Genomic DNA, 19,198 nt, shown 5'->3' on the forward strand with positions numbered 1-19,198 from the left:
CCATGCACACGAGTTCCCGCGACAAGATGCGCCTTTTTGTTGAACAGTACCTGGGCGCGCGTCGCGGGGAGCCGCTGGTCATCCACGACTTGGGCAGCCAGGACGTGAACGGTTCGTACCGCGACCTGTTCGATTCCCCGAACTGGCGCTACACCGGGCTGGACATGGTGCCCGGCGACAACGTGGACCTGGTGCTCAAGACGCCCTACACGTGGCGCGAGGTGGCCAGCGGCTCGGTCGATGTGCTGGTGTCCGGGCAGGCCTTCGAACACATCCGCTACGTGTGGATCACCATGCTCGAGGTGGCCCGCGTGCTCAGGCCGGGCGGCCTGTGCATCGTCATTGCGCCGTCCAGCGGGCCGGAGCACCGGTACCCGGTGGATTGCTGGCGGTTCTACCCCGACGGCATGGAGTCCCTGGCCCGCTTTGCCCAGCTCGATCCCGTTCAGGTGAAGACCCAGTGGCAGGACGCGGGCCATGACGACGGCAGCGATGTCTGGCACGACTCCGTGCTGGTCTGCCGCAAGCCCGACCATGGCCCCTGGTGGAACCTCAAGAGCGCGCTCAAGCGCTGGCTGCAGCACCGCAGCCTGGTCCAGGGCCTGTCCGATCCGGCACCTCTTCCTGAAGCGGCGGCGCTGCGCGTCGCCATGCCGGCGCCGGCCACCCGGCCCGCCACACCAGTGGCACCCGCAGTGGCGGAACCGCCCGCGCTGTCGCAGTGCCGCTTCTACCACTCGGTGGACCTTCCCGGCGGCGAGTCGGTGAAGGGGGAATGGGACCTGCGCCCGAACGTGGATGCGTATCTCGGCGGTGTCGACTTCGCGGGGCGCTCGGTGCTCGAAGTGGGGCCGGCCAGCGGCTTCCTGAGCTTTCACATGGAGGCCGCGGGCGCCCGGGTCACGGCGTTGGAGCCGCCCATGGAGCACCTCTGGGATGTGGCCCCCGTGCCCGGTTTCGACGTTGCCGGCTGGCGCCAGGAGTTTGCCCACGTCATCACGGGCGTGCGCCAGTCGTTCCAGTACCTGCACCATGCCCGCGCCTCCCGGGTCCGGCTGATCGTGGCGCATCTGGACGCCCTGCCCGAATCGGAGGGGCCATTCGACATCGGCCTGCTGGCCTCGGTGCTGCTGCACTGCCGTTCGCCGTTCTCGGTCATGGAGCAGCTGGCGCGCCGGGTCAGCGACACCCTCATCGTCACCGAGGTGTACGACGCCAACCTCGGGGATCTGCCGGTCTGCCGCCTGCTGGCGGACCCCGCGATCCCGCAGGTGCACACTTGGTGGGCACTGACGCCCGCCTTTGTCATCCAGTCCCTGGGGCTGCTGGGATTTCCCGACGCGCGGCTCAGCATCCACCACCAGAAGCGGGATGTCGACGGCGCCATGGTCCCGATGTTCACCGTCGTGGCGCGGCGCGCCTGGCCGCCGCAGCAACCGACACCAAGGAACCCCGATGCACAATTCTGACGCCAGCCTGCTGGAGCCACTGCTCTCACCTGCGCTGGACAGCCTTTTCCGGACACCCCGGCGCCTGGGCAAACCCAGCGGTTGGTGGGGTCATGTGCCTTTTGCGTTCTGGATCGTCCAGGCGACCGAACCGCGACTGCTGGTGGAACTGGGCACCCACCATGGCGTGTCCTATGCCGCCTTCTGCGACGCCGTGCTGCAGCACCGTCTGCCCACCCGCTGCTTCGCGGTGGACAGCTGGCAGGGCGACGCACATGCCGGTTTTTTCGACGAGGCCGTCTACCGCGACGTCCAGGCCTTCAACGATGCCCACTACGGCGGGTTCTCCGAACTCATCCGGGCCGACTTCGACACCGCCGTCGGGCACTTTGCCGACGGCTCGATCGACCTGCTGCACATCGACGGCTTCCACACCTACGAAGCCGTGCGGCACGACTACGAAACCTGGCGGCCCAAGCTGTCCGAGCGCGCCGTGGTCCTGTTCCACGACACCAATGTGCGCCGCGACGACTTCGGCGTGCACCGCTTCTTCAGCGAGCTGGCGGGCCGCCATCCCCACTTCGAATTCCTGCACGGCAACGGCCTGGGCGTGGTGGCGCCCGGGCGGGCCATGCCGGCGGCTGTCGCGCAGCTGTGCAACGCCGCATCGACGGCACAAGGCGTCGCCATCCGGGAGCGCTTCGCCGCGGCGGGCGCCCGCTGGCTTGGCCACGCCAATGAACGTGAGATGGAGCGTTCCTTCGCGCTGCAGGTCGACGCCCTGGTCGCTGCGCGCGCCCAGGTGAGCAGCGAGCGCGACCGGGCGCAGCGCCAGGACGCTGGCGAGCGGGATGCCTCGCTGCGCAAGCTGGCCCGGCTGGAAGGGGAGATGAGAACCGCGCGCCAGGAGCGTGCGCTGGTGGAGCATGGCCTGACCGAAGCACGCCAGACCATCGCCACCCTGACGCTGCAGCAGCGCGCGCTGGCCCAGACCCTGGAGACCGCCGAGCCCGCTTTGCGCCAGCTGCTGTCCACGCTGCTCGCGCCACCGGAGCGAGGGCCTGCCGCCGACAGGCCGGGCGTCCTGCAGCGGATGCAGCGGCGGCTGGGCCGGCGCGAGCCACCGGACCCGCAGCAGCCGGTGATCGACACCGTGCGCCGCTCGGCATTCTTCGACGCGGCCTGGTACCTGGCGGCCCACGCCGATGTGGCCGACGCCGGGGTCGACGCCGCCGTGCACTACGCGCTGTTCGGCGGCCTGTCGGAAGGCCGGGACCCCGGGCCCTGGTTCTCCACCCGGGCCTATCTGGAGGCCCACCCGGATGTGGCGCAGGCCGGACTCAATGCGCTGTACCACTTCGAGGTCCACGGCCGACACGAGGACCGTGGCTTCCCCCTCAGGCCGCTGGACCGGCCGTGGCCGGCCACGTCTGCCCCGGCCCCGGTCGTGGCCATCGAGCCGCCCGCGGCGGTGCAAGATGCCAAGCTGGCGTTCCGCCAGCGCAGCCAGGACGAGCTCGCGCGGTTTCTGCAGGACGGGCACGAGCTGCACTTGCCCACCGCAGAAACACCCCGCGTCTCCATCGTCGTGGTGCTGCACAACCAGGCCGAACTGACGTTCAAGTGCCTGGCGTCGCTGGTGGAGGCGATCGAGGCCCCTTGCGAGGTGCTCCTGATCGACAACGCATCCACCGATGCCACCGCCACCCTGCTGGCCAGGGTGCGCGGCGCCCGGGTGCTGGCTCAGAACGAGAACCTGCATTTCCTGCGCGCGGCCAACCTGGGGGCCACCCACGCCCGGGGTGAGCACCTGCTGTTCCTCAACAACGATGCCCAGCTCAAACCCGGATCGATCCGGGCGGCGCTGGCCCTGCTCGACGGCCGGGGGCGCGTCGGTGCGGTGGGCGGCAAGGTGGTGCTGATGAACGGCCGCCTCCAGGAGGCGGGCAGCATCGTCTGGGCCGATGGCAGTTGCTCGGGATACGGCCGGGGCGAGGACCCGGACGATGCCGCGTTCCAGTTCCGTCGCGAGGTGGACTACTGCTCGGGGGCCTTCCTCATGGTGCGGCGCGCTCTTTTCGAGGCGCTGGGCGGGTTCGATCCGGCGTACGCGCCGGCCTACTACGAAGAGACCGACTTCTGCATGCGCCTGCACCAGGCCGGACACACCGTGGTGTACGAGCCGCAGGTCGAGATCCTGCACTACGAGTTCGGCAGTTCGGAGAGTGAGCAGACCGCGGTGGGGCTCATGCAGGCGCACCGGGCGGTCTTCGTCGACCGCCACGCCCAGGTGCTGGCCCGGGAGCACCGGCCCCACGGAACGCGCGCCATCGAGGCACGCCAGCGCCCGTCCACGCAGCCGCGCGTGCTGCTGATCGACGACCGCATCCCCGTCCCGTCGCTGGGCTCTGGTTTCCCGCGGGCGCGCCAGCTCGTCCACAGCCTGCACGAAGCCGGTGCCTTCGTCAGCCATTACCCGCTGACCTGCCCGCAGGTCGACCTGGTGGAGGCTTATGAGGTGCTGCCGCGCGAGGTGGAGATCATGGCCGGTCGAGGCATCGACGGGCTGGCCGACTTCCTGCGCGAGCGCTGCGGCTACTACGACGCGGTGATCGTCAGCCGGCCGCACAACATGGACTGCTTTCTCCGCGCCTGCCGGGAGGTACCCGCCTTCCTGCCCGGCACCGCGCTGGTCTACGACGCCGAGGCGATTTTCGCCACCCGCGAAACGCTGCGTACCCAGGTGCTGGGCGAGCCGGCACCGGAGGAAGACGGTGCGGCTGCGCTGACCCGCGAACTGCAGCTGGCCGAGGCGGCCCGCCACGTCTTCGCCGTGAGCGAGGCCGAAGCCGAGCGGTTCCGCCAGGCGGGCTGCCAGGACGTGCGGGTGCTGGGCAACGGCATTGCCGCGCAGCCCACGCCCCAGGGTCACAGCGAGCGGCGCCACCTGCTGTTTGTCGGCCGGTTGGCGGAGGAGGGTTCGCCCAACGCCGATTCGGTGTGCTGGTTCGTGCGCGAGGTCATGCCCCGGCTGGACCAGCTGATCGGCGAAGGCTATGTGCTCCACCTCGTGGGCAGCCCGTGCGAGAGCCTCCAGCAGGCGCTGGGCGGACCGCGGGTGGTGTTCCATGGCCGTGTCGAGGACATCCGGCACTTCTATGAACAGGCCCGCGTGTTCATCGCGCCCACCCGCTTTGCGGCCGGCATCCCCCTCAAGGTCCAGGAGGCGGCGGCGCAGGGCGTGCCGGTGGTGGCCAGCGGACTGGTGGCGACGCAGCTCGGCTGGGCCGGGCAGGGTGCCCTGCTGGGTGCGGACAGCGCCGAGGACTTCGCCCAGGCCTGCGCGCGGCTCTACTTCGATGCCGCCCTGTGGCAGAAGACCCGCCAGGCGGCGCTGGCGGCCGTGGAGCGGGACTGCGCTCCGCAGGCGTTTGACGCGACGGTGCGGGCCGTGCTGCGCGAAGCGTGTGAGTCGTCGGGCCGGCCGGTCGATCTGGCGCCCGGGAATGAACAGGCGCGCGTGTCGGAGGCCTGGAGCGTGTCACCGTCGCAGCGTCAGGACATCCAGGGCATGAACTGGATGGCGCATCCGAGGGTCATGGCACGCCTCCACCACAAGGCCACCGGCCAAGAAGGCACGGATGTGTACATCCATCTGAAGGACACGCTGACCCGTCTGGGCTGGAGCCTCCCTGTGCCGCGCCTGGTCAGCCTGGGCTGCGGGTTCGGGGCCCTGGAGCGCGGTTTCGCGCAGATCGGGCTGGCCAGCCGGATCGATGGTTACGACATCGCCGAAGGCGCGATTGCCGGTGCGCGCGCACGGGCCGCCGACATGGGGCTGGACCAGCTGCACTACCACGTGGCCGACCTGGAGCGGCTGGAGCTGCCCGAAGCGTCCTGCGACCTGGTGGTCGGCTTCCAGTCGATCCACCACGTCAACGACCTGGGCCGCCTGTTCCGCATGGTCCGGCGGGCGCTGCGCCCGGGCGGCATCTTCCATCTGCACGAGTACGTCGGGCCCGACCGCTTCCAGTGGACCGATGCCCAGCTGTCCCACATGAACGGCTTCCTGCAGACCCTTCCCGAGCGCTACCACCGCCTGCCCAACGGCGTGGTGCGGGGGCCCCGGGAGCGTCCGCGTGCGGCCGACGTGATCGCCTGCGATCCGTCCGAGGCGATCCGTTCCTCGCAGATCATCCCCACGCTGGAGAAGCACTTCCGCGTGCTGGACCGGCGCGACCTGGGCGGGGCCCTGCTGCACATCGGGCTGAGCGACATCGCGCAGAACTTCAGCGAGTCCAGTGCCGAAGACATGGCCCACCTCGACCGCTTCTTCGCGCTCGAGGACCGGCTCATGGCCGAAGGTCAGATCGGCTCCGACTTCGCCGTGCTGACGGCGGTTCGGCCGCACGACGAATGATCTTCAGTTCCGTCGAGTTCCTCTTCTACTTCCTGCCGATATTCCTGCTGGTCTACCAGGTCTCGGGCCGCCACAACGCGGTGTTGCTGGTGGGCAGCGCCGTGTTCTATGCCTGGGGTGAACTCCGGAACGCATGGGTGCTGGCGGCGTCGCTGGCCGGGTGCTACCTCGGCGGCCTCGCGCTCGGCCGCGAGGCAGACCGCCGGGACCGCCAGCGCTGGGTGCTGGTGGTGTCGCTGCTGTTCCAGCTCTCGCTGCTCGTGGCCTTCAAGTACCTCGGTTTCCTGGCCGACACCCTGCACGACCTGGGCTGGCAGGTGTCCATCGAGCCCGGGTCGGTGCCCGTCCTGCCGGTGGGCATCTCGTTCTTCACCTTCCACGCCATGTCCTATCTGGTCGACATTTACCGCGGCCAGTTGCCGGTCGAACGCAAGCTCTCCCGGCTGACCAACTACATCCTGCTGTTCCCTCACCTGCTGGCCGGTCCCATCGTCCGGTACGCCGCCATCCGGCGGCAGCTGATCCGGCGCCACTGGACCGTGGCCCGCCTGCGCTTCGGCATGGAGCTGCTCATCATCGGTCTGGGGCAGAAGCTGCTGCTGGCCAACCCGCTGGGCACCGTGGTCGACGCGATCTACCAGCTCGACAGCCATGCGCTGACCACCGCACTGGCCTGGCTGGGCGCGATCGCCTACGCGTTCCAGGTGTACCTGGACTTCTCGGGCTATTCCCACATGGCGCTCGGACTGGCGCTGCTGCTGGGCTTCTCGTTTCCCCGCAATTTCCGTTTCCCGTTCCACGCGCTGTCGGTGCGCGAGTTCTGGCGCCGCTGGCACATCAGCCTCTCGTCCTGGCTGCGCGACTACGTGTACACCCCGCTGGGGGGCAGCCGCCGCGGCGGGGGCCGCACCATCGCCAACATCCTCATCGTGTTCGGGCTCTGCGGCCTGTGGCACGGGGCCGGCTGGAATTTCGTCTGCTGGGGGCTCTACAACGGCGGACTCATCGTGCTGGAGCGGCTGGGGCTGGGCCGGATCACGGCGCGCTGGCCCCGCGTGTGCCAGCAGATCTACGCCTGGCTGGCCTTCACGACGGGCGTGGCCATGTTCCGCGCCGAGGACTTCGCACAGGTCGGGACGGTCTATGCCGCCATGGCCGGCTGGTCGTCCGCCACCGCAGGTGCGATGCACCCGGGCCGCTTCCTGGACGGATACACGGTGCTGGTCCTGTTGCTGGCCTTCTCATCGATGCTGCCCCTCTCGCGCTGGTTCGGTGGGCGGCATTTCGTGCGCCCGCGCTGGGCCCCGGTGCGCTGGGTCTTTCTCACGCTGGTGCTGGTCCTCGGTGCCACGAGCCTGGCGTCCGGCAGCCACAACCCCTTCCTCTACTTCCGCTTCTGAGCATGAAGGCCCTGCCGACCCGCCGCGCAAATGCCCTGGTGCTGCCACTTTGGTGCGCCCTGCTGCTGACGCCGCTGCTGGTGCACCTGTTCCGGCCGCCGCACGAGGCACCGCTGGAAAACCGGACACTCGCACCGGCGCCGGGCTGGCCCGGCACCCTGGATGAAGTGAGCACCTGGCCGGCGCGGATGCAGGCCTGGATGCGCGACCATTTCGGCCTGCGTGGCGAACTGCTGGAGGCCAGCCACCGTTGGCGCCACCAGGTGTTCGGTGATTTCCTGTCCGCCGACCTGGTCCCCGGTCAGGCGGGCGAGGTGTTCTACAGCGTGTTCGGCGACACTCCGGGCAACGCGCTGCGGGTGATGTGCGGGGCCGAGCGCATTGAGCTGCCTGTGGTCGGTCAGCGGGTTGCGGAACTGCTGGCCGCGACCCATGCCGATCTGCCCCGGAGCTACCTGATGATGGCCCCCGACAAGTCGCGTCTGCGGCCTCGTTTGCTGCCCCGCTGGTTGCAGGAGGAATGCGCCGGTGGTCAGCCGCCGGCCGAATCCCTGGTTGACCGGCTGGCGCAGAAGCCCGAGACCGCAGGCCGGCTGTTCTACCCCATTGATGCGATGCGCCAGGTCGATGGGGTGGACCCGGTCTACCGTCCCTGGAACCTGCATTGGGACTTTCACGGTGCGGCCGTCGCCGCCGACTGGCTGGCACAAGGCCAGTGGGGTCTGTCGCGCCGCTATGACGTGGCCCTGGAGCCGCGGGAGACCGAGTTCGACCTGCGGGCATTGGCGCCCGGCGTGGCGCGCCGTGACACCACCTTCGTCCCTGTCTATCCGGACGGGCGGGTGCTGGTGTGCCACAACGACGCCGCCTGCTTCCCCGAGTTCGCCGCCGAGGCCGCCCTGCTGTTCCAGGTCGCCCGTGTGCGGTCGGCCTGGCAACTGCCCGCGGGACAGCGCCGGCCCACGCTGGTCATCATCGGCGACTCCTTTGGCGACAACATCACCGAACCCCTGGCGCGCTATTTCGCCGAGGTCTGGTACCTGTCGATGAACCACCTGTCCCGGCTCAGTCCGGCGCAGCGCCGGCATGTGCGGTCGGTCGTGATCGACCAGTTCCGGCCCGACGTGTTGCTGCACGTGTACAACGAAGGCACGGTGCTGGCCGACCAGGCCCGGTATCTGGCGCGGGTCCGGGAGCTGCTGGAACCTGTACCCACCCAGTAACCCGTTTCATGGACAATTGAAACCAAGTTACAACGGAGACACGTCACATGCCCCAGCGCGCCACCAAAATCGTCGCCACCCTCGGCCCTGCGTCCAGCGATCCCGCCCTGCTTGAGGCCATGATCCGGTCCGGCGTCAACGTCGTTCGGCTGAACTTCTCGCACGGCAAGGCGCAGGACCACATCGACCGCGCCAACCTCGTGCGCGCCGCCGCCAAGCGCGCCGGCCGCGAGGTGGGCATCATGGCCGACCTGCAGGGCCCCAAGATCCGCGTCGGCAAGTTCGCCGAAGGCAAGGTGATGCTCGAACCCGGCCAGCCCTTCGTGCTCGACGCCTCGCGCACCGAGCCGGGCGACATCGCCGGTGTGGGCCTGGACTACAAGGAGCTGCCGCGCGACGTGAAGGCCGGCGACACCCTGCTGCTCAACGACGGCCTGATCGTGATGACGGTGGACAAGGTGGTCGGCGATGCCGTGCACACCACGGTCAAGCTCGGCGGCGAGCTGTCCAACAACAAGGGCATCAACAAGCAGGGTGGCGGCCTGACCGCGCCCGCGCTGACCGCCAAGGACATGGAGGACATCAAGACCGCCATGAGCCTGATGGCCGACTACGTGGCCGTGAGCTTCCCCAAGAACGCAACCGACATGGAACTGGCGCGCCAGCTGTGCAACATGGCCGCGGCGCAGTACAACCACAAGCCGGGCCTGATCGCCAAGATCGAGCGCGCCGAGGCCATCCCGGAACTGGAAAACATCCTCAAGGTGTCCGACGGCATCATGGTGGCGCGCGGTGACCTGGCGGTGGAGGTGGGCAACGCGGCGGTGCCGGGCCTGCAGAAGCGCATGATCCTGATGGCGCGCAAGATGGACAAGGTGGTCATCACCGCGACACAGATGATGGAGTCCATGATCGTCAACCCGGTGCCCACGCGCGCCGAGGTGAGCGACGTGGCCAACGCTGTTCTTGACGGCACCGACGCCGTGATGCTCAGCGCCGAGACAGCGGCCGGCAAGTACCCGCTGGAGACCGTGCAGCAGATGGCCGCCATCTGCCAGGAGGCCGAGAAGACCGACCACGACCCGCTGGAAGACGACTTCGTGGGAGCGACCTTCACCCGCATCGACCAGGCCATCGCCATGGGCGCGCTGTTCACCGCGCACCACCTCAAGGCCAAGGCCATCGTGGCGCTGACCGAGTCGGGCTCGACCGCGCTCTGGATGAGCCGCCACAGCGTGCGCATGCCGATCTATGCGGTCACGTCCAAGCTGTCCTCGCAGCGCAAGATGACGCTCTACCGCAATGTGCGGCCACTGCTGGTGGACACCAGCGCCGACCGCGACACCGCGCTGGCCGAGGCCGAGGCCGACCTGAAGGCGCGCGGCGTGATGCAGAAGGGCGACGTCTACGCCATCACCGTGGGCGAGCCCATGGGCACGCCGGGCGGCACCAACACGCTGAAGATCTGCCGGGCGGCCTGAACCGCCTGTCATCGGCACGCAAGGCCGGGCGCCTTAAAATCCCTGGAGTTACAGACCGGTTACCAACTTTGACTAGGGGATCCTCATGGCGCTCGTTTCCATGCGCGAACTGCTCGACCACGCTGCGGCCAACGGCTACGGCATTCCGGCGTTCAACGTCAACAACCTGGAGCAGGTGCAGGCCGTCATGGCCGCGGCCGACGAGGTCGGCGCACCCGTCATCCTGCAGGCCTCGGCCGGCGCCCGCAAATACGCCGGGGAAGCCTTCATCAAGCACCTGATCCAGGCCGCCGCCGAGATGTACCCGCACATCCCGATGGTGATGCACCAGGACCACGGCACCAGCCTCAAGGTCTGCGAAGGCGCCATCGGGCTGGGTTTCGGCTCGGTGATGATGGACGGCTCGCTGATGGAAGACGGCAAGACCCCGGCCAGCTTCGACTACAACGTCGACGTGACCCGCAAGGTGGTCGAATTGGCCCACAAGACCGGCGTGACCGTGGAAGGCGAACTCGGCTGCCTGGGCAACCTGGAAACCGGTGATGCCGGCGAGGAAGACGGCATTGGCGCCGAAGGCAAGCTGGACCATTCCCAGATGCTGACCGACCCCGAAGAGGCCGCCCAGTTCGTCAAGGCCACCCAGCTGGACGCGCTGGCGATCGCCATCGGCACCAGCCACGGCGCCTACAAGTTCAGCCGCCCGCCCACCGGCGACATCCTGGCCATCAGCCGCGTGAAGGAAATCCACGCCCGCATCCCCAACACCCACCTGGTGATGCACGGTTCGTCGTCGGTGCCGCAGGAATTGCGCGCCATCATCAACCAGTACGGCGGCGCGATGAAGGAAACCTACGGCGTGCCGGTGGCCGAGATCCAGGAAGCCATCAAGCACGGCGTGCGCAAGATCAACATCGACACCGACATCCGCATGGCCATGACCGGCGCGGTGCGCAAGTTCATGGCCGAGAACCCCGAGAAGTTCGACGCCCGCGAATGGCTCAAACCCGCCCGCGAAGCGGCCAAGGCGGTGTGCAAGCAGCGCTATCTGGAATTCGGCTGCGAAGGCCAGGGCGCCAAGATCAAGGGCGAGACGCTCTCCGTGATGGCCGCCCGTTACGCCAGCGGCGAGCTGGCTCAGAAGGTGGTCTGATCCCGCCGGGACCGACCTGCGATAATCCGCCGGAATGGTTCAAAGCCCGTTGACTGTTCGGTCACCGGGCTTTTTTCTTGTCTGTCACTTTCTCCGCGACCGATCATGAGCACCGCCCTGCACACCTCCGCCCTCAAGTCCCTGCCCCTGCTCGCACGCGGCAAGGTGCGCGACAACTACGCCGTGGGCGACGACCGCATCCTGATGGTGGCGTCCGACCGCATCAGCGCCTTCGACGTGATCATGGGCGAGCCGATCCCCGGCAAGGGCGAACTGCTGACCACGCTCAGCCTGTTCTGGTTCGACCAGCTCGGCCCCAAGGGCCTGGCCATCTGCCCCATCCACCTGACCGGTGAGGCGCCCGAGAGCGTGGTCTCGGCCGACGAGGCGGACCTGGTCAAGGGCCGTTCGATGCTGGTGCAGCGCCTCAAGCCCATCCCGGTCGAGGCCGTGGTGCGCGGCTACCTGGCCGGCAGTGGCTGGAAGGAATACCAGGAAAGCCGCTCGGTCTGCGGTGTGCCACTGCCCGAAGGCCTGCAGAACGCGTCCAAGCTGCCCGAGCCGATCTACACCCCGGCCGCCAAGGCCGAGATGGGCGAGCACGACGAGAACATCACCTACGAGAAGACGGTGGAGATGGTCGGTGCCGACATCGCCGCGCAGATCCGCGACAAGGCCATTGCCATGTACAAGGCCGCGGCCGAGATCGCGCTGAAGAAGGGCATCATCATTGCCGACACCAAGTTCGAGTTCGGCCTGGACAAGAACGGCACCGTGGTGCTGATGGACGAGGTGCTGACGCCCGACTCCTCGCGTTACTGGCCGGCCGACCAGTACGCCGTGGGCAGCAACCCCCCCAGCTTCGACAAGCAGTTCCTGCGCGACTGGCTGGAGACCGCCAAGGTCAACGGCCAGCCCTGGGACAAGGCCCCCCCCGCACCGCGCCTGCCGCGCGAGGTGATCGAGAAGACGGCCGCCAAGTACCAGGAAGCGCTGACGCGTCTGATGGGCTGACTTGCGGGAGTCCGCCCGGGCGGGGGCGAAGGGTTGTTCGGCCGGTGGCGCCGGCGACCGGGACGTTACTGGGTAGAGTGCGGTCACCGAACACCAGGAGACGCACCATGTACACCGCCCACTCCCAGCGCTACGAGCGCATGCCCTACCGCACCGTTGGCCGCAGCGGTCTCAAACTGCCCAGCATCACCCTCGGCCTGTGGCACAACTTCGGCGACACCACGCCGATGGAAACGCAGCGAGCCATGCTGCGCACCGCTTTCGACGCCGGCATCACCCACTTCGATCTGGCCAACAACTACGGCCCGCCCGCCGGCAGCGCCGAGACCAATTTCGGTGAACACCTGCGGCGCGATTTCCGGCCCTACCGCGACGAGCTCATCATCTCCAGCAAGGCCGGCTACGACATGTGGCCCGGCCCATACGGACAGGGCGGTGGCTCGCGCAAGTACGTGCTGGCCAGCCTGGACCAGAGCCTGAAGCGCATGGGGCTGGACTACGTGGACATCTTCTATTCGCACCGCTTCGACCCCGACACCCCGCTCGAAGAAACCATGGGCGCGCTGGCCACGGCGGTGCAGCAGGGCAAGGCGCTGTACGTGGGCATTTCCAGCTACTCGGCCGGCAAGACGCGCGAGGCCGCGGCCATCCTGCGGCAGATGGGCGTGCCGCTGCTGATTCACCAGCCGTCCTACAGCCTGCTCAACCGCTGGGTCGAGGAGGCGCTGCTCGACACCTTGCAGGCCGAGGGCATGGGCTGCATCGCCTTCAGCCCGCTGGCGCAGGGCCTGCTGACGAACAAGTACCTGAACGGCGTGCCGCAGGATGCGCGCATCCACCGCCCCGGGGGCGGATCGTTCAAGCAGGAACACCTGAGCGAACAGAACCTGGTCCATGTGCGCGCACTCAACGACATGGCGCAGGCGCGCGGCCAGAGCCTGGCGCAGATGGCCGTGGCCTGGGTGCTGCGCCATCCGGGCATGAGCTCGGCGCTGATCGGCGCCAGCAAGCCCGAGCAGATCACCGAGCTGGTCGGCGCGCTGCAGAACCTGCACTTCGGCGCCGACGAACTCGCCGCCATCGACCAGCACGCGGTGGACGGCGGCCTCAACCTCTGGAAGAAGCCTTCGACCGACCAGCGGCTGTGACGCCGGGCGCCGCCCGGGCGGGGTCCAGCGACATTTCCTGGGCGAGCGCCAGCGACTCCTGCATCACCGCGCGGGTGGCCGGGCTGAGCGGGCCGGTGCGTGCCAGCGCCAGCGCGATGTGGCGCACGATGGGCGGGTCCACCAGGCGCGCGGCCTGGAAGCGGTGCTGGCTGCGCGCCACGTCGATGGCGTAGGACCCCAGCAGCGCGTAGGCGCCGCCCTGCGAGGCGATGCCCAGCTGCAGCGCCAGCGAGTCGGCCTCCAGCACCACGTTGAGCTGCACGCCGCGCTGGCGCGCCACCTGCTCCAGCTGGTCGCGCCAGCTGCTGGGGCGGCAGAAGGCCACCAGCGGCAGGCCGTCCAGCGCCCTGAACTTCACCGTCGGTTTCGCGGTCACCGCGTCGCCCTCCGGGCCGACGAGGTAGGTCTGCGCCTCGGCCAGCGACAGCGCGTCGCTGCCGTTGGGCTGGCCGTGGCGGAACAGCAGGGCCAGGTCCAGGCTGCCGTCCTCCAGCCAGGTCTCCAGCTGCGCGCCCTGGCCTTCGCGCACGCTCAGCTGCACCAGTGGGTGCTGCTGGCGCAGGCGGGTGAACAGCGTGCTCACGAAGGGGTGGGCCAGCGACGGGATGGTGCCCAGGCGCACGCGGCCCATGGTCTGGCCGGCGGTGGCGCGGACGTCGTTCTCCAGCTGCTCGGTGCTGCTCAGCCAGACCCGCACCTTGGGCGCGATGCGCTGGCCGAAGGCCGTGAGTGCGACACCCCGGCCGGTGCGCTCGAACAGGCGCCCGCCGCACCGCTGCTCCAGCTCGGCGATCTGCCGGCTCACATGCGGCTGGCTGGTGCCGTGCAGCAGCGCGACCCTGCTCAGGCTGCCGGTTTCGGCGGCGTCGAGGAACAGTTTCCAGAGCAAAGGATTCATGGACGTGACATGCAGAAAACGTATGTCTGAAATGTACCGTCAGACAGTTCCGCTATGGGTTGCCTTGGCCGACAGTCCGTTTCACGGCGGCGGACCTGCAGGGCCCCGCCGCCCAGGCGGTCACCGGGCAGAAAGCACGGCGGCTGTGCCGAACGAACCCCTTGCTGAGGAAATGCCATGAAAGCTCCTGATCTGCGCGGCCTGAACCCCGCCCCCGTGACCCCCTTCACCCGCGACGGCGCCGTCGACTACGCGGCCATCCAGCGCCTGGGCCGCTGGCTGGCCAGCGTGGACGGCGTCAAGAGCCTGACCGTGCTTGGCCACGCCGGCGAGGGCACCTTCCTCGAACGCGACGAGCAGTTCAAGGTGATCGAAGCCTTCCGCAAGGCGGTGGACGACAAGCTGCCCATCATCGCCGGCATCACGCTCGAAGGCACCCAGGTGGCGGCCGCCGAAGCCCGGCGCGCCGTGGAGGCAGGCGCTGCCGCCGGCCTGGTCTATCCCTCGCACGGCTGGCTGCGCTTCGGCTACCAGAAGGGCGCACCGCAGGACAAGTACAAGGCCATCTACGAGGCCAGCGGCCTGCCGCTGATCCTGTTCCAGTACCCCGACGCGACCAAGTGCACCTACGACCTGCAGACGCAGCTGGACATCGCTGCCCTGCCCGGCGTGTTCGCCATGAAGAACGGCGTGCGCAACATGAAGCGCTGGGACCGCGAGATCCCGGTCATCCGCGCCGAGCGTCCGGACCTGCAGATCCTGACCTGCCACGACGAGTACCTGCTGCACACCATGTTCGACGTGGACGGCGCGCTGGTGGGCTATGGCTGCATCGCGCCCGAGCCGCTGGTCGAGATGATCAAGGCCGGCAAGGCCAAGGACTACAAGAAGGCGCGCGAACTGCACGACCGCCTGTTGCCGGTGACCGCCAACGTCTACCACCGCGGCTCGCACATGGAGGGTTCGGTGGCGCTGAAGTGGGCACTGGTGGCGCGCGGCATCCTTGAGCACGCCACGGTGCGCAGCCCGCTGCTGCCGCTGGCCGAAGGCGCCGAGCACGAAATTGCCGCCGCCATGCGCGCCGCTGGCCTGGGCCTGGCGCAGTGAGACCCCTCAGGCGCGCCGGGCCGGCGCGCCTACCATCCACCCGTGGAGACAAGAAGCATGAAGACCAAGATCTGGATGGCCGCCCTGGCGCTGGGGCTGTCGCTGACGGCGCCGGTGCAGGCGCAGGGCCAGTTCCCGTCGGGCACGCTCAAACTGGTCGTTCCCTTTGCCGCAGGCGGCGGGGTGGACCAGGCGGCGCGCCTGCTGGGCCGGCAGCTGCAGACCGACCTGGGCGTGTCGGTGATCGTCGAGAACAAGGCCGGCGCCAGCGGCACCATCGGTGGCAAGGCGGTGCAGATGGCCACGCCCGATGGCATGACCCTGCTGTTCTCGGCCGCCACCCACGTGCTGGCCAGGCAGGTGCTGGCCAACCCGCCCTACGACCCGCAGGCCGACTTCGCGCCCGTGGCACGTGTGGGTGAGGCGCCGCTGATGCTGGTGATCCCGCCCGGCGCACCGCAGAAGAACCTGAAGGAGGTGCTGGACGCCGCACGTGCGCAACCCGACAAGTGGACCGCCGCCGTGCCGGCCCTGGGTGCGCCCAGCCACCTGGCGACGCTGCTGCTGGCCCAGCAGGGCAGCCTCAAACTGACCATGACGCCGTACAAGGGCACCGCCCCGGCGCTGGCCGACGTGGCTGGCGGCCATGTGCAGTTGCTGATGGATTCCATCATTTCGATCCAGGCCATGGCGAAGAGCGGCAAGGTCAAGGCCATCGCCACCACCATGGCGCGCCGCAGCAAGGTGGCGCCGGACGTGCCCACCGCGGCCGAAAGCGGCTATCCCGGCATGGTCTACGAGTCCTGGTACGGCGTCTGGGCGCCCAAGGGCACGCCGGAAGACCGGGTGCAGCTGCTGAACAAGGCTGTCAACAAGGCGGTGGACCAGCTGGCGAAATCGGGCGCCCTCGACACCCTGGGGATCGAGCCGGTGCAGGAGAGCACCGAGCAGTTCCGCAAGTACGTGGCCGCCGACGTGACCCGCAGCGCCGAGCTGCTCAAGGGGGCTGGCTTCAAGCCTGAGTGAGGCGGCTCAGTTCAGCGCCATGCTGAGCTTGCGCCGGTACTGCGAGACCAGCTGCGCCTGCGGGTCTTCCTGCACCGCCGCCTTGCCCGCCAGCTCGATGCCGCCGGCGCTCTTGCCTGCAGCGGCCGGGTCGGCCTTGGGCTTGGGCGGGGTCATGAGTTCGAGCAGACCGACGTAGGTCTTGCGCGGGGCCTCGTCGTCCCACTTCTTGTCGCGCATGATGATCTCCAGCAGCTCTTCGAGCGCGGCCGGCCATTCGCCCATGGCGATCAGCACGCGGCTCTTGGCGAAGCGGGTCTCGAAGTCGCGCTTGTTCTGGCCGATCAGCTCGTCGAACTTCTCCAGCGGCCACTGCCCGCGCGGGTCGGTTCCGACAAATTCCAGTGCGTTGAGCCACTGGGCCAGGGCGTCGAAGCGCAGCGGCACGGGGATGCGCGAGAGCGCGGGCGCCAGCGCCCCGGCGGCCTGTTCGAACAGGCCGTGGCTGATGCACTGGCGGATCAGTTCGAAACGCAAGTCGTCGTTGTCGGGCGCCTGGGCCACGGCCTGGGCCAGCTTCTCCAGCGCGGAGCCGGCCTCGGCCTCATCGGCGCCGTTGGCCAGCATCTGCTGTGCCTCGTCGGCCTCGGCCAGGGCGGCCAGCTCGTCCTCGCTGGGCAGGTGCTTGTCCAGGAAGGCCTTGATCTGGCCCTCGGGCAGGGCGCCCATGAAGCCGTCGACGGGCTGGCCGTTCATGAGCAGCACGCAGGTCGGGATGCTGCGGATGCCGAAGGCCGCGGCCAGCTGCTGCTCCTGGTCCGAGTCGATCTTGACCAGCTTGAAGCGGCCGCCGTACTCGGCCTCGACCTTCTCCAGGATGGGGCCGATGACCTTGCAGGGGCCGCACCAGGTGGCCCAGAAATCGACCAGCACCGGGGTGTGCATGGAGGCTTCGATGACCTCGGCTTCGAAGTTGGCGACGGTGACGTTGATCATGGCGTGCAGCGGTGGTGTGGGGGCGGGACGTGGCGGCCGGCGTGGCGCGAAACGTAAAATCCGCACTTTACCGGAGCCGCCCGCCCGCGGGCTCCGGCTTCACCCGAGTCCCCTTCCAACAGCGCCCGCCCGGCGCGCACGAGAGCCTTCCCCATGAGCACACCCCTGGTTGGCGTCGTCATGGGTTCCAGCAGCGACTGGGACACCATGCAGCACGCCGTGCAGATCCTCAAAGACTTCGGCATTGCGCACGAGGCGCGCGTGGTTTCGGCCCACCGCATGCCCGACGACATGTTCGCCTACGCCGAAGCCGCCGCTGGCCGGGGTCTGAAGGCCATCATCGCCGGCGCCGGTGGCGCCGCCCACCTGCCGGGCATGATCGCCGCCAAGACGGTGGTGCCGGTGCTGGGCGTGCCGGTGATGTCCAAGGCGCTGTCGGGCGTGGATTCGCTGCACTCCATCGTGCAGATGCCCAAGGGCGTGCCGGTCGCAACCTTCGCCATCGGCCCCGCCGGTGCCGCCAACGCGGCGCTGTTCGCCGTGGCGCTGCTGGCCAACGAAGACCCGGCGCTGCGCCAGTGGCTGCTGGCCTTCCGCGCCGAGCAGACCGAAGCGGCCCGCAACATGACCCTGCCTGTCTGATCCCATGAGCCTCAAACCCCTCCTGCCCGGCGCCCTGTCAGACCGTGGCCAACAGATGACCTTGGGCGTGATGGGCGGCGGCCAGCTGGGCCGCATGTTTGTGCAGGCCGCGCAGGCCATGGGCTACTTCACCGCGGTGCTGGACCCCGATCCGGCCAGCCCGGCCGGCCTGGTGGCGCACTTCCATATCGAGACGCCCTACGACGACGAGCAGGGCCTGGCCCAGCTGATGCAGCGCTGCGACGCCATCACCACCGAGTTCGAGAACGTGCCGGCGCCCGCGCTCATCACCCTGGGCGCGCACCGCCCGGTGGCACCGTCGGCCAATTGCGTGGCCGTGGCGCAGGACCGCATCCAGGAAAAGGCGCATTTCGTCCAGTGCGGTCCCGTCAGCGGCGTCTACCCCGCGCCCTACGCCGCCATCGAAACGCCCGAGCTGCTGGCCGCGGTGCCGGCCGACCTGCTGCCCGGCATCATCAAGACCGCGCGCCTGGGGTACGACGGCAAGGGCCAGATCCGCGTGAAGAACCGCGAAGAACTCGCCGCCGCCTGGGAGCAGCTGGGCCGGGTGCCCTGCGTGCTGGAAAAGCTGATGCCGCTGCAAAGCGAGTGCTCGGTCATCGTGGCGCGCGGCGCCGACGGCCAGGTGGTCGCCTTCCCGGTGCAGAAGAACACCCACCGCGACGGCATCCTGGCGCTGACCGAGGTGTATGAGGGCGCGGTGCCGGCCGAGCTGGCGGCGCGCGCGCAGGCCAGCACGGTGGCGATTGCGAACCACCTGAACTACGTTGGCGTGCTCTGCGTCGAGTACTTCGTGGTCGACAACGGCCAGGGCGGCAGCGACCTGATCGTCAACGAGATGGCGCCGCGGCCGCACAACAGCGGCCACTACACGCAGAACGCCTGCGACATGTCCCAGTTCGAGGCGCAGGTGCGCACCCTGGCCGGCCTGCCGCTGCCCGTGCCGCGCCAGCACAGCCCCGCCATCATGGTCAACCTGCTGGGCGACCTCTGGTTCAACCCCAATGGTGTGCGCAGTGCCGCCAGCGAACAGCCGGTGGCACCGCCCTGGGCGCAGGTGCTGGCGCTGCCGGGCACCCATCTGCACCTGTACGGCAAGCTCAGCGCCCGCCCGGGCCGCAAGATGGGCCACCTGAACATCACCGGCGACTCGGTGGTGCAGGTGCGCGAGACGGCTTCCAAAGTCCTCGCCCTGCTCGGCCTGCCCGCGCTGGACTGAATCCC

The 19,198-nt window shown here is 68.9% G+C and carries 14 protein-coding genes; 12 read left to right on the plus strand and 2 right to left on the minus strand.

Annotated features, from left to right (window positions below; all coding sequences use genetic code 11):
- The first annotated feature begins 2 nt into the window (after positions 1 to 2).
- The 8 genes from BC358_RS20935 (at position 3) to mgrA (ending at position 13,284) form a co-directional block, all read left to right on the plus strand.
- On the plus strand, positions 3 to 1,469 hold the full coding sequence (locus BC358_RS20935; protein WP_079367328.1) for a methyltransferase domain-containing protein: 1,467 nt from the start codon (positions 3 to 5) through the stop codon (positions 1,467 to 1,469).
- Entirely contained in the window at positions 1,456 to 5,868 is a 4,413-nt protein-coding gene (locus BC358_RS20940; protein WP_179130115.1) for a class I SAM-dependent methyltransferase, read from the plus strand. Before BC358_RS20935 ends, BC358_RS20940 begins: the two co-directional genes overlap by 14 nt.
- Entirely contained in the window at positions 5,865 to 7,268 is a 1,404-nt protein-coding gene (locus tag BC358_RS20945; protein ID WP_079367330.1) for an MBOAT family protein, read from the plus strand. The genes BC358_RS20940 and BC358_RS20945 overlap by 4 nt, the downstream gene beginning before the upstream one ends.
- 2 nt (positions 7,269 to 7,270) lie before the next feature.
- Positions 7,271 to 8,491 carry a hypothetical protein gene (locus tag BC358_RS20950; RefSeq protein WP_079367331.1) on the plus strand — a complete coding sequence of 407 codons (1,221 nt, stop codon included), beginning with the start codon at positions 7,271 to 7,273 and terminating at the stop codon, positions 8,489 to 8,491.
- Positions 8,492 to 8,538: 47 nt separating this feature from the next.
- Positions 8,539 to 9,972 carry a pyruvate kinase gene (gene pyk / locus BC358_RS20955; RefSeq protein WP_079367332.1) on the plus strand — a complete coding sequence of 478 codons (1,434 nt, stop codon included), beginning with the start codon at positions 8,539 to 8,541 and terminating at the stop codon, positions 9,970 to 9,972.
- A gap of 85 nt (positions 9,973 to 10,057) precedes the next feature.
- Positions 10,058 to 11,122 carry a class II fructose-bisphosphate aldolase gene (gene fba, locus BC358_RS20960; RefSeq protein ID WP_066157026.1) on the plus strand — a complete coding sequence of 355 codons (1,065 nt, stop codon included), beginning with the start codon at positions 10,058 to 10,060 and terminating at the stop codon, positions 11,120 to 11,122.
- Between the two features lie 105 nt (positions 11,123 to 11,227).
- A complete protein-coding gene (locus BC358_RS20965; RefSeq protein WP_079367333.1) occupies positions 11,228 to 12,136 on the plus strand; it encodes a phosphoribosylaminoimidazolesuccinocarboxamide synthase in 909 nt (302 codons plus the stop codon).
- A gap of 107 nt (positions 12,137 to 12,243) precedes the next feature.
- Positions 12,244 to 13,284, plus strand: coding sequence for an L-glyceraldehyde 3-phosphate reductase (gene mgrA / locus BC358_RS20970; protein WP_079367334.1), 1,041 nt, complete (start codon positions 12,244 to 12,246; stop codon positions 13,282 to 13,284).
- Here mgrA and BC358_RS20975 read toward each other — a convergent pair.
- Complete coding sequence (locus BC358_RS20975; RefSeq protein ID WP_079367335.1) at positions 13,244 to 14,203, minus strand: LysR family transcriptional regulator; 960 nt, start codon at positions 14,201 to 14,203, stop codon at positions 13,244 to 13,246. The genes mgrA and BC358_RS20975 overlap by 41 nt on opposite strands.
- Before the next feature lie 177 nt (positions 14,204 to 14,380).
- Here BC358_RS20975 and BC358_RS20980 point away from each other — a divergent pair, with 177 nt between their 5' ends.
- Together BC358_RS20980 and BC358_RS20985 are read left to right on the plus strand one after the other, a co-directional pair.
- Positions 14,381 to 15,310, plus strand: a complete 930-nt coding sequence (locus BC358_RS20980) for a dihydrodipicolinate synthase family protein (RefSeq protein ID WP_079367336.1) — start codon at positions 14,381 to 14,383, stop codon at positions 15,308 to 15,310.
- 57 nt (positions 15,311 to 15,367) lie between these two features.
- Positions 15,368 to 16,336, plus strand: coding sequence for a tripartite tricarboxylate transporter substrate binding protein (locus BC358_RS20985; protein WP_079367337.1), 969 nt, complete (start codon positions 15,368 to 15,370; stop codon positions 16,334 to 16,336).
- 6 nt (positions 16,337 to 16,342) lie between these two features.
- On the opposite strand, the gene trxA is transcribed toward BC358_RS20985, so the two are convergent.
- Entirely contained in the window at positions 16,343 to 17,311 is a 969-nt protein-coding gene (gene trxA, locus BC358_RS20990; protein ID WP_066157008.1) for a thioredoxin, read from the minus strand.
- Positions 17,312 to 17,464: 153 nt separating this feature from the next.
- Between trxA and purE the strand changes: the two genes are divergently transcribed.
- Together purE and BC358_RS21000 are read left to right on the plus strand one after the other, a co-directional pair.
- On the plus strand, positions 17,465 to 17,953 hold the full coding sequence (gene purE, locus BC358_RS20995) for a 5-(carboxyamino)imidazole ribonucleotide mutase (RefSeq protein ID WP_066157005.1): 489 nt from the start codon (positions 17,465 to 17,467) through the stop codon (positions 17,951 to 17,953).
- Between the two features lie 4 nt (positions 17,954 to 17,957).
- Complete coding sequence (locus BC358_RS21000) at positions 17,958 to 19,193, plus strand: 5-(carboxyamino)imidazole ribonucleotide synthase (RefSeq protein WP_079367338.1); 1,236 nt, start codon at positions 17,958 to 17,960, stop codon at positions 19,191 to 19,193.
- Positions 19,194 to 19,198: the final 5 nt, after the last annotated feature.

Origin of the sequence: Hydrogenophaga sp. H7, from assembly GCF_002025745.1 — a bacterium.
Taxonomy (GTDB): Bacteria; Pseudomonadota; Gammaproteobacteria; order Burkholderiales; family Burkholderiaceae_C; genus Hydrogenophaga; species Hydrogenophaga pseudoflava.

What these genes read in the sequence shown, in the direction of transcription:
- BC358_RS20935 (WP_079367328.1), top strand. Translation starts at nt 3, where the DNA reads ATGCACACGAGTTCCCGCGACAAGATGCGCCTTTTTGTTGAACAGTAC.
- BC358_RS20985 (WP_079367337.1), top strand. Translation starts at nt 15,368, where the DNA reads ATGAAGACCAAGATCTGGATGGCCGCCCTGGCGCTGGGGCTGTCGCTG.
- BC358_RS20975 (WP_079367335.1), bottom strand. Translation starts at nt 14,203, where the DNA reads ATGAATCCTTTGCTCTGGAAACTGTTCCTCGACGCCGCCGAAACCGGC.
- fba (WP_066157026.1), top strand. Translation starts at nt 10,058, where the DNA reads ATGGCGCTCGTTTCCATGCGCGAACTGCTCGACCACGCTGCGGCCAAC.
- BC358_RS20950 (WP_079367331.1), top strand. Translation starts at nt 7,271, where the DNA reads ATGAAGGCCCTGCCGACCCGCCGCGCAAATGCCCTGGTGCTGCCACTT.
- BC358_RS20965 (WP_079367333.1), top strand. Translation starts at nt 11,228, where the DNA reads ATGAGCACCGCCCTGCACACCTCCGCCCTCAAGTCCCTGCCCCTGCTC.
- BC358_RS21000 (WP_079367338.1), top strand. Translation starts at nt 17,958, where the DNA reads ATGAGCCTCAAACCCCTCCTGCCCGGCGCCCTGTCAGACCGTGGCCAA.
- pyk (WP_079367332.1), top strand. Translation starts at nt 8,539, where the DNA reads ATGCCCCAGCGCGCCACCAAAATCGTCGCCACCCTCGGCCCTGCGTCC.
- BC358_RS20980 (WP_079367336.1), top strand. Translation starts at nt 14,381, where the DNA reads ATGAAAGCTCCTGATCTGCGCGGCCTGAACCCCGCCCCCGTGACCCCC.
- purE (WP_066157005.1), top strand. Translation starts at nt 17,465, where the DNA reads ATGAGCACACCCCTGGTTGGCGTCGTCATGGGTTCCAGCAGCGACTGG.
- BC358_RS20940 (WP_179130115.1), top strand. Translation starts at nt 1,456, where the DNA reads ATGCACAATTCTGACGCCAGCCTGCTGGAGCCACTGCTCTCACCTGCG.
- mgrA (WP_079367334.1), top strand. Translation starts at nt 12,244, where the DNA reads ATGTACACCGCCCACTCCCAGCGCTACGAGCGCATGCCCTACCGCACC.
- BC358_RS20945 (WP_079367330.1), top strand. Translation starts at nt 5,865, where the DNA reads ATGATCTTCAGTTCCGTCGAGTTCCTCTTCTACTTCCTGCCGATATTC.
- trxA (WP_066157008.1), bottom strand. Translation starts at nt 17,311, where the DNA reads ATGATCAACGTCACCGTCGCCAACTTCGAAGCCGAGGTCATCGAAGCC.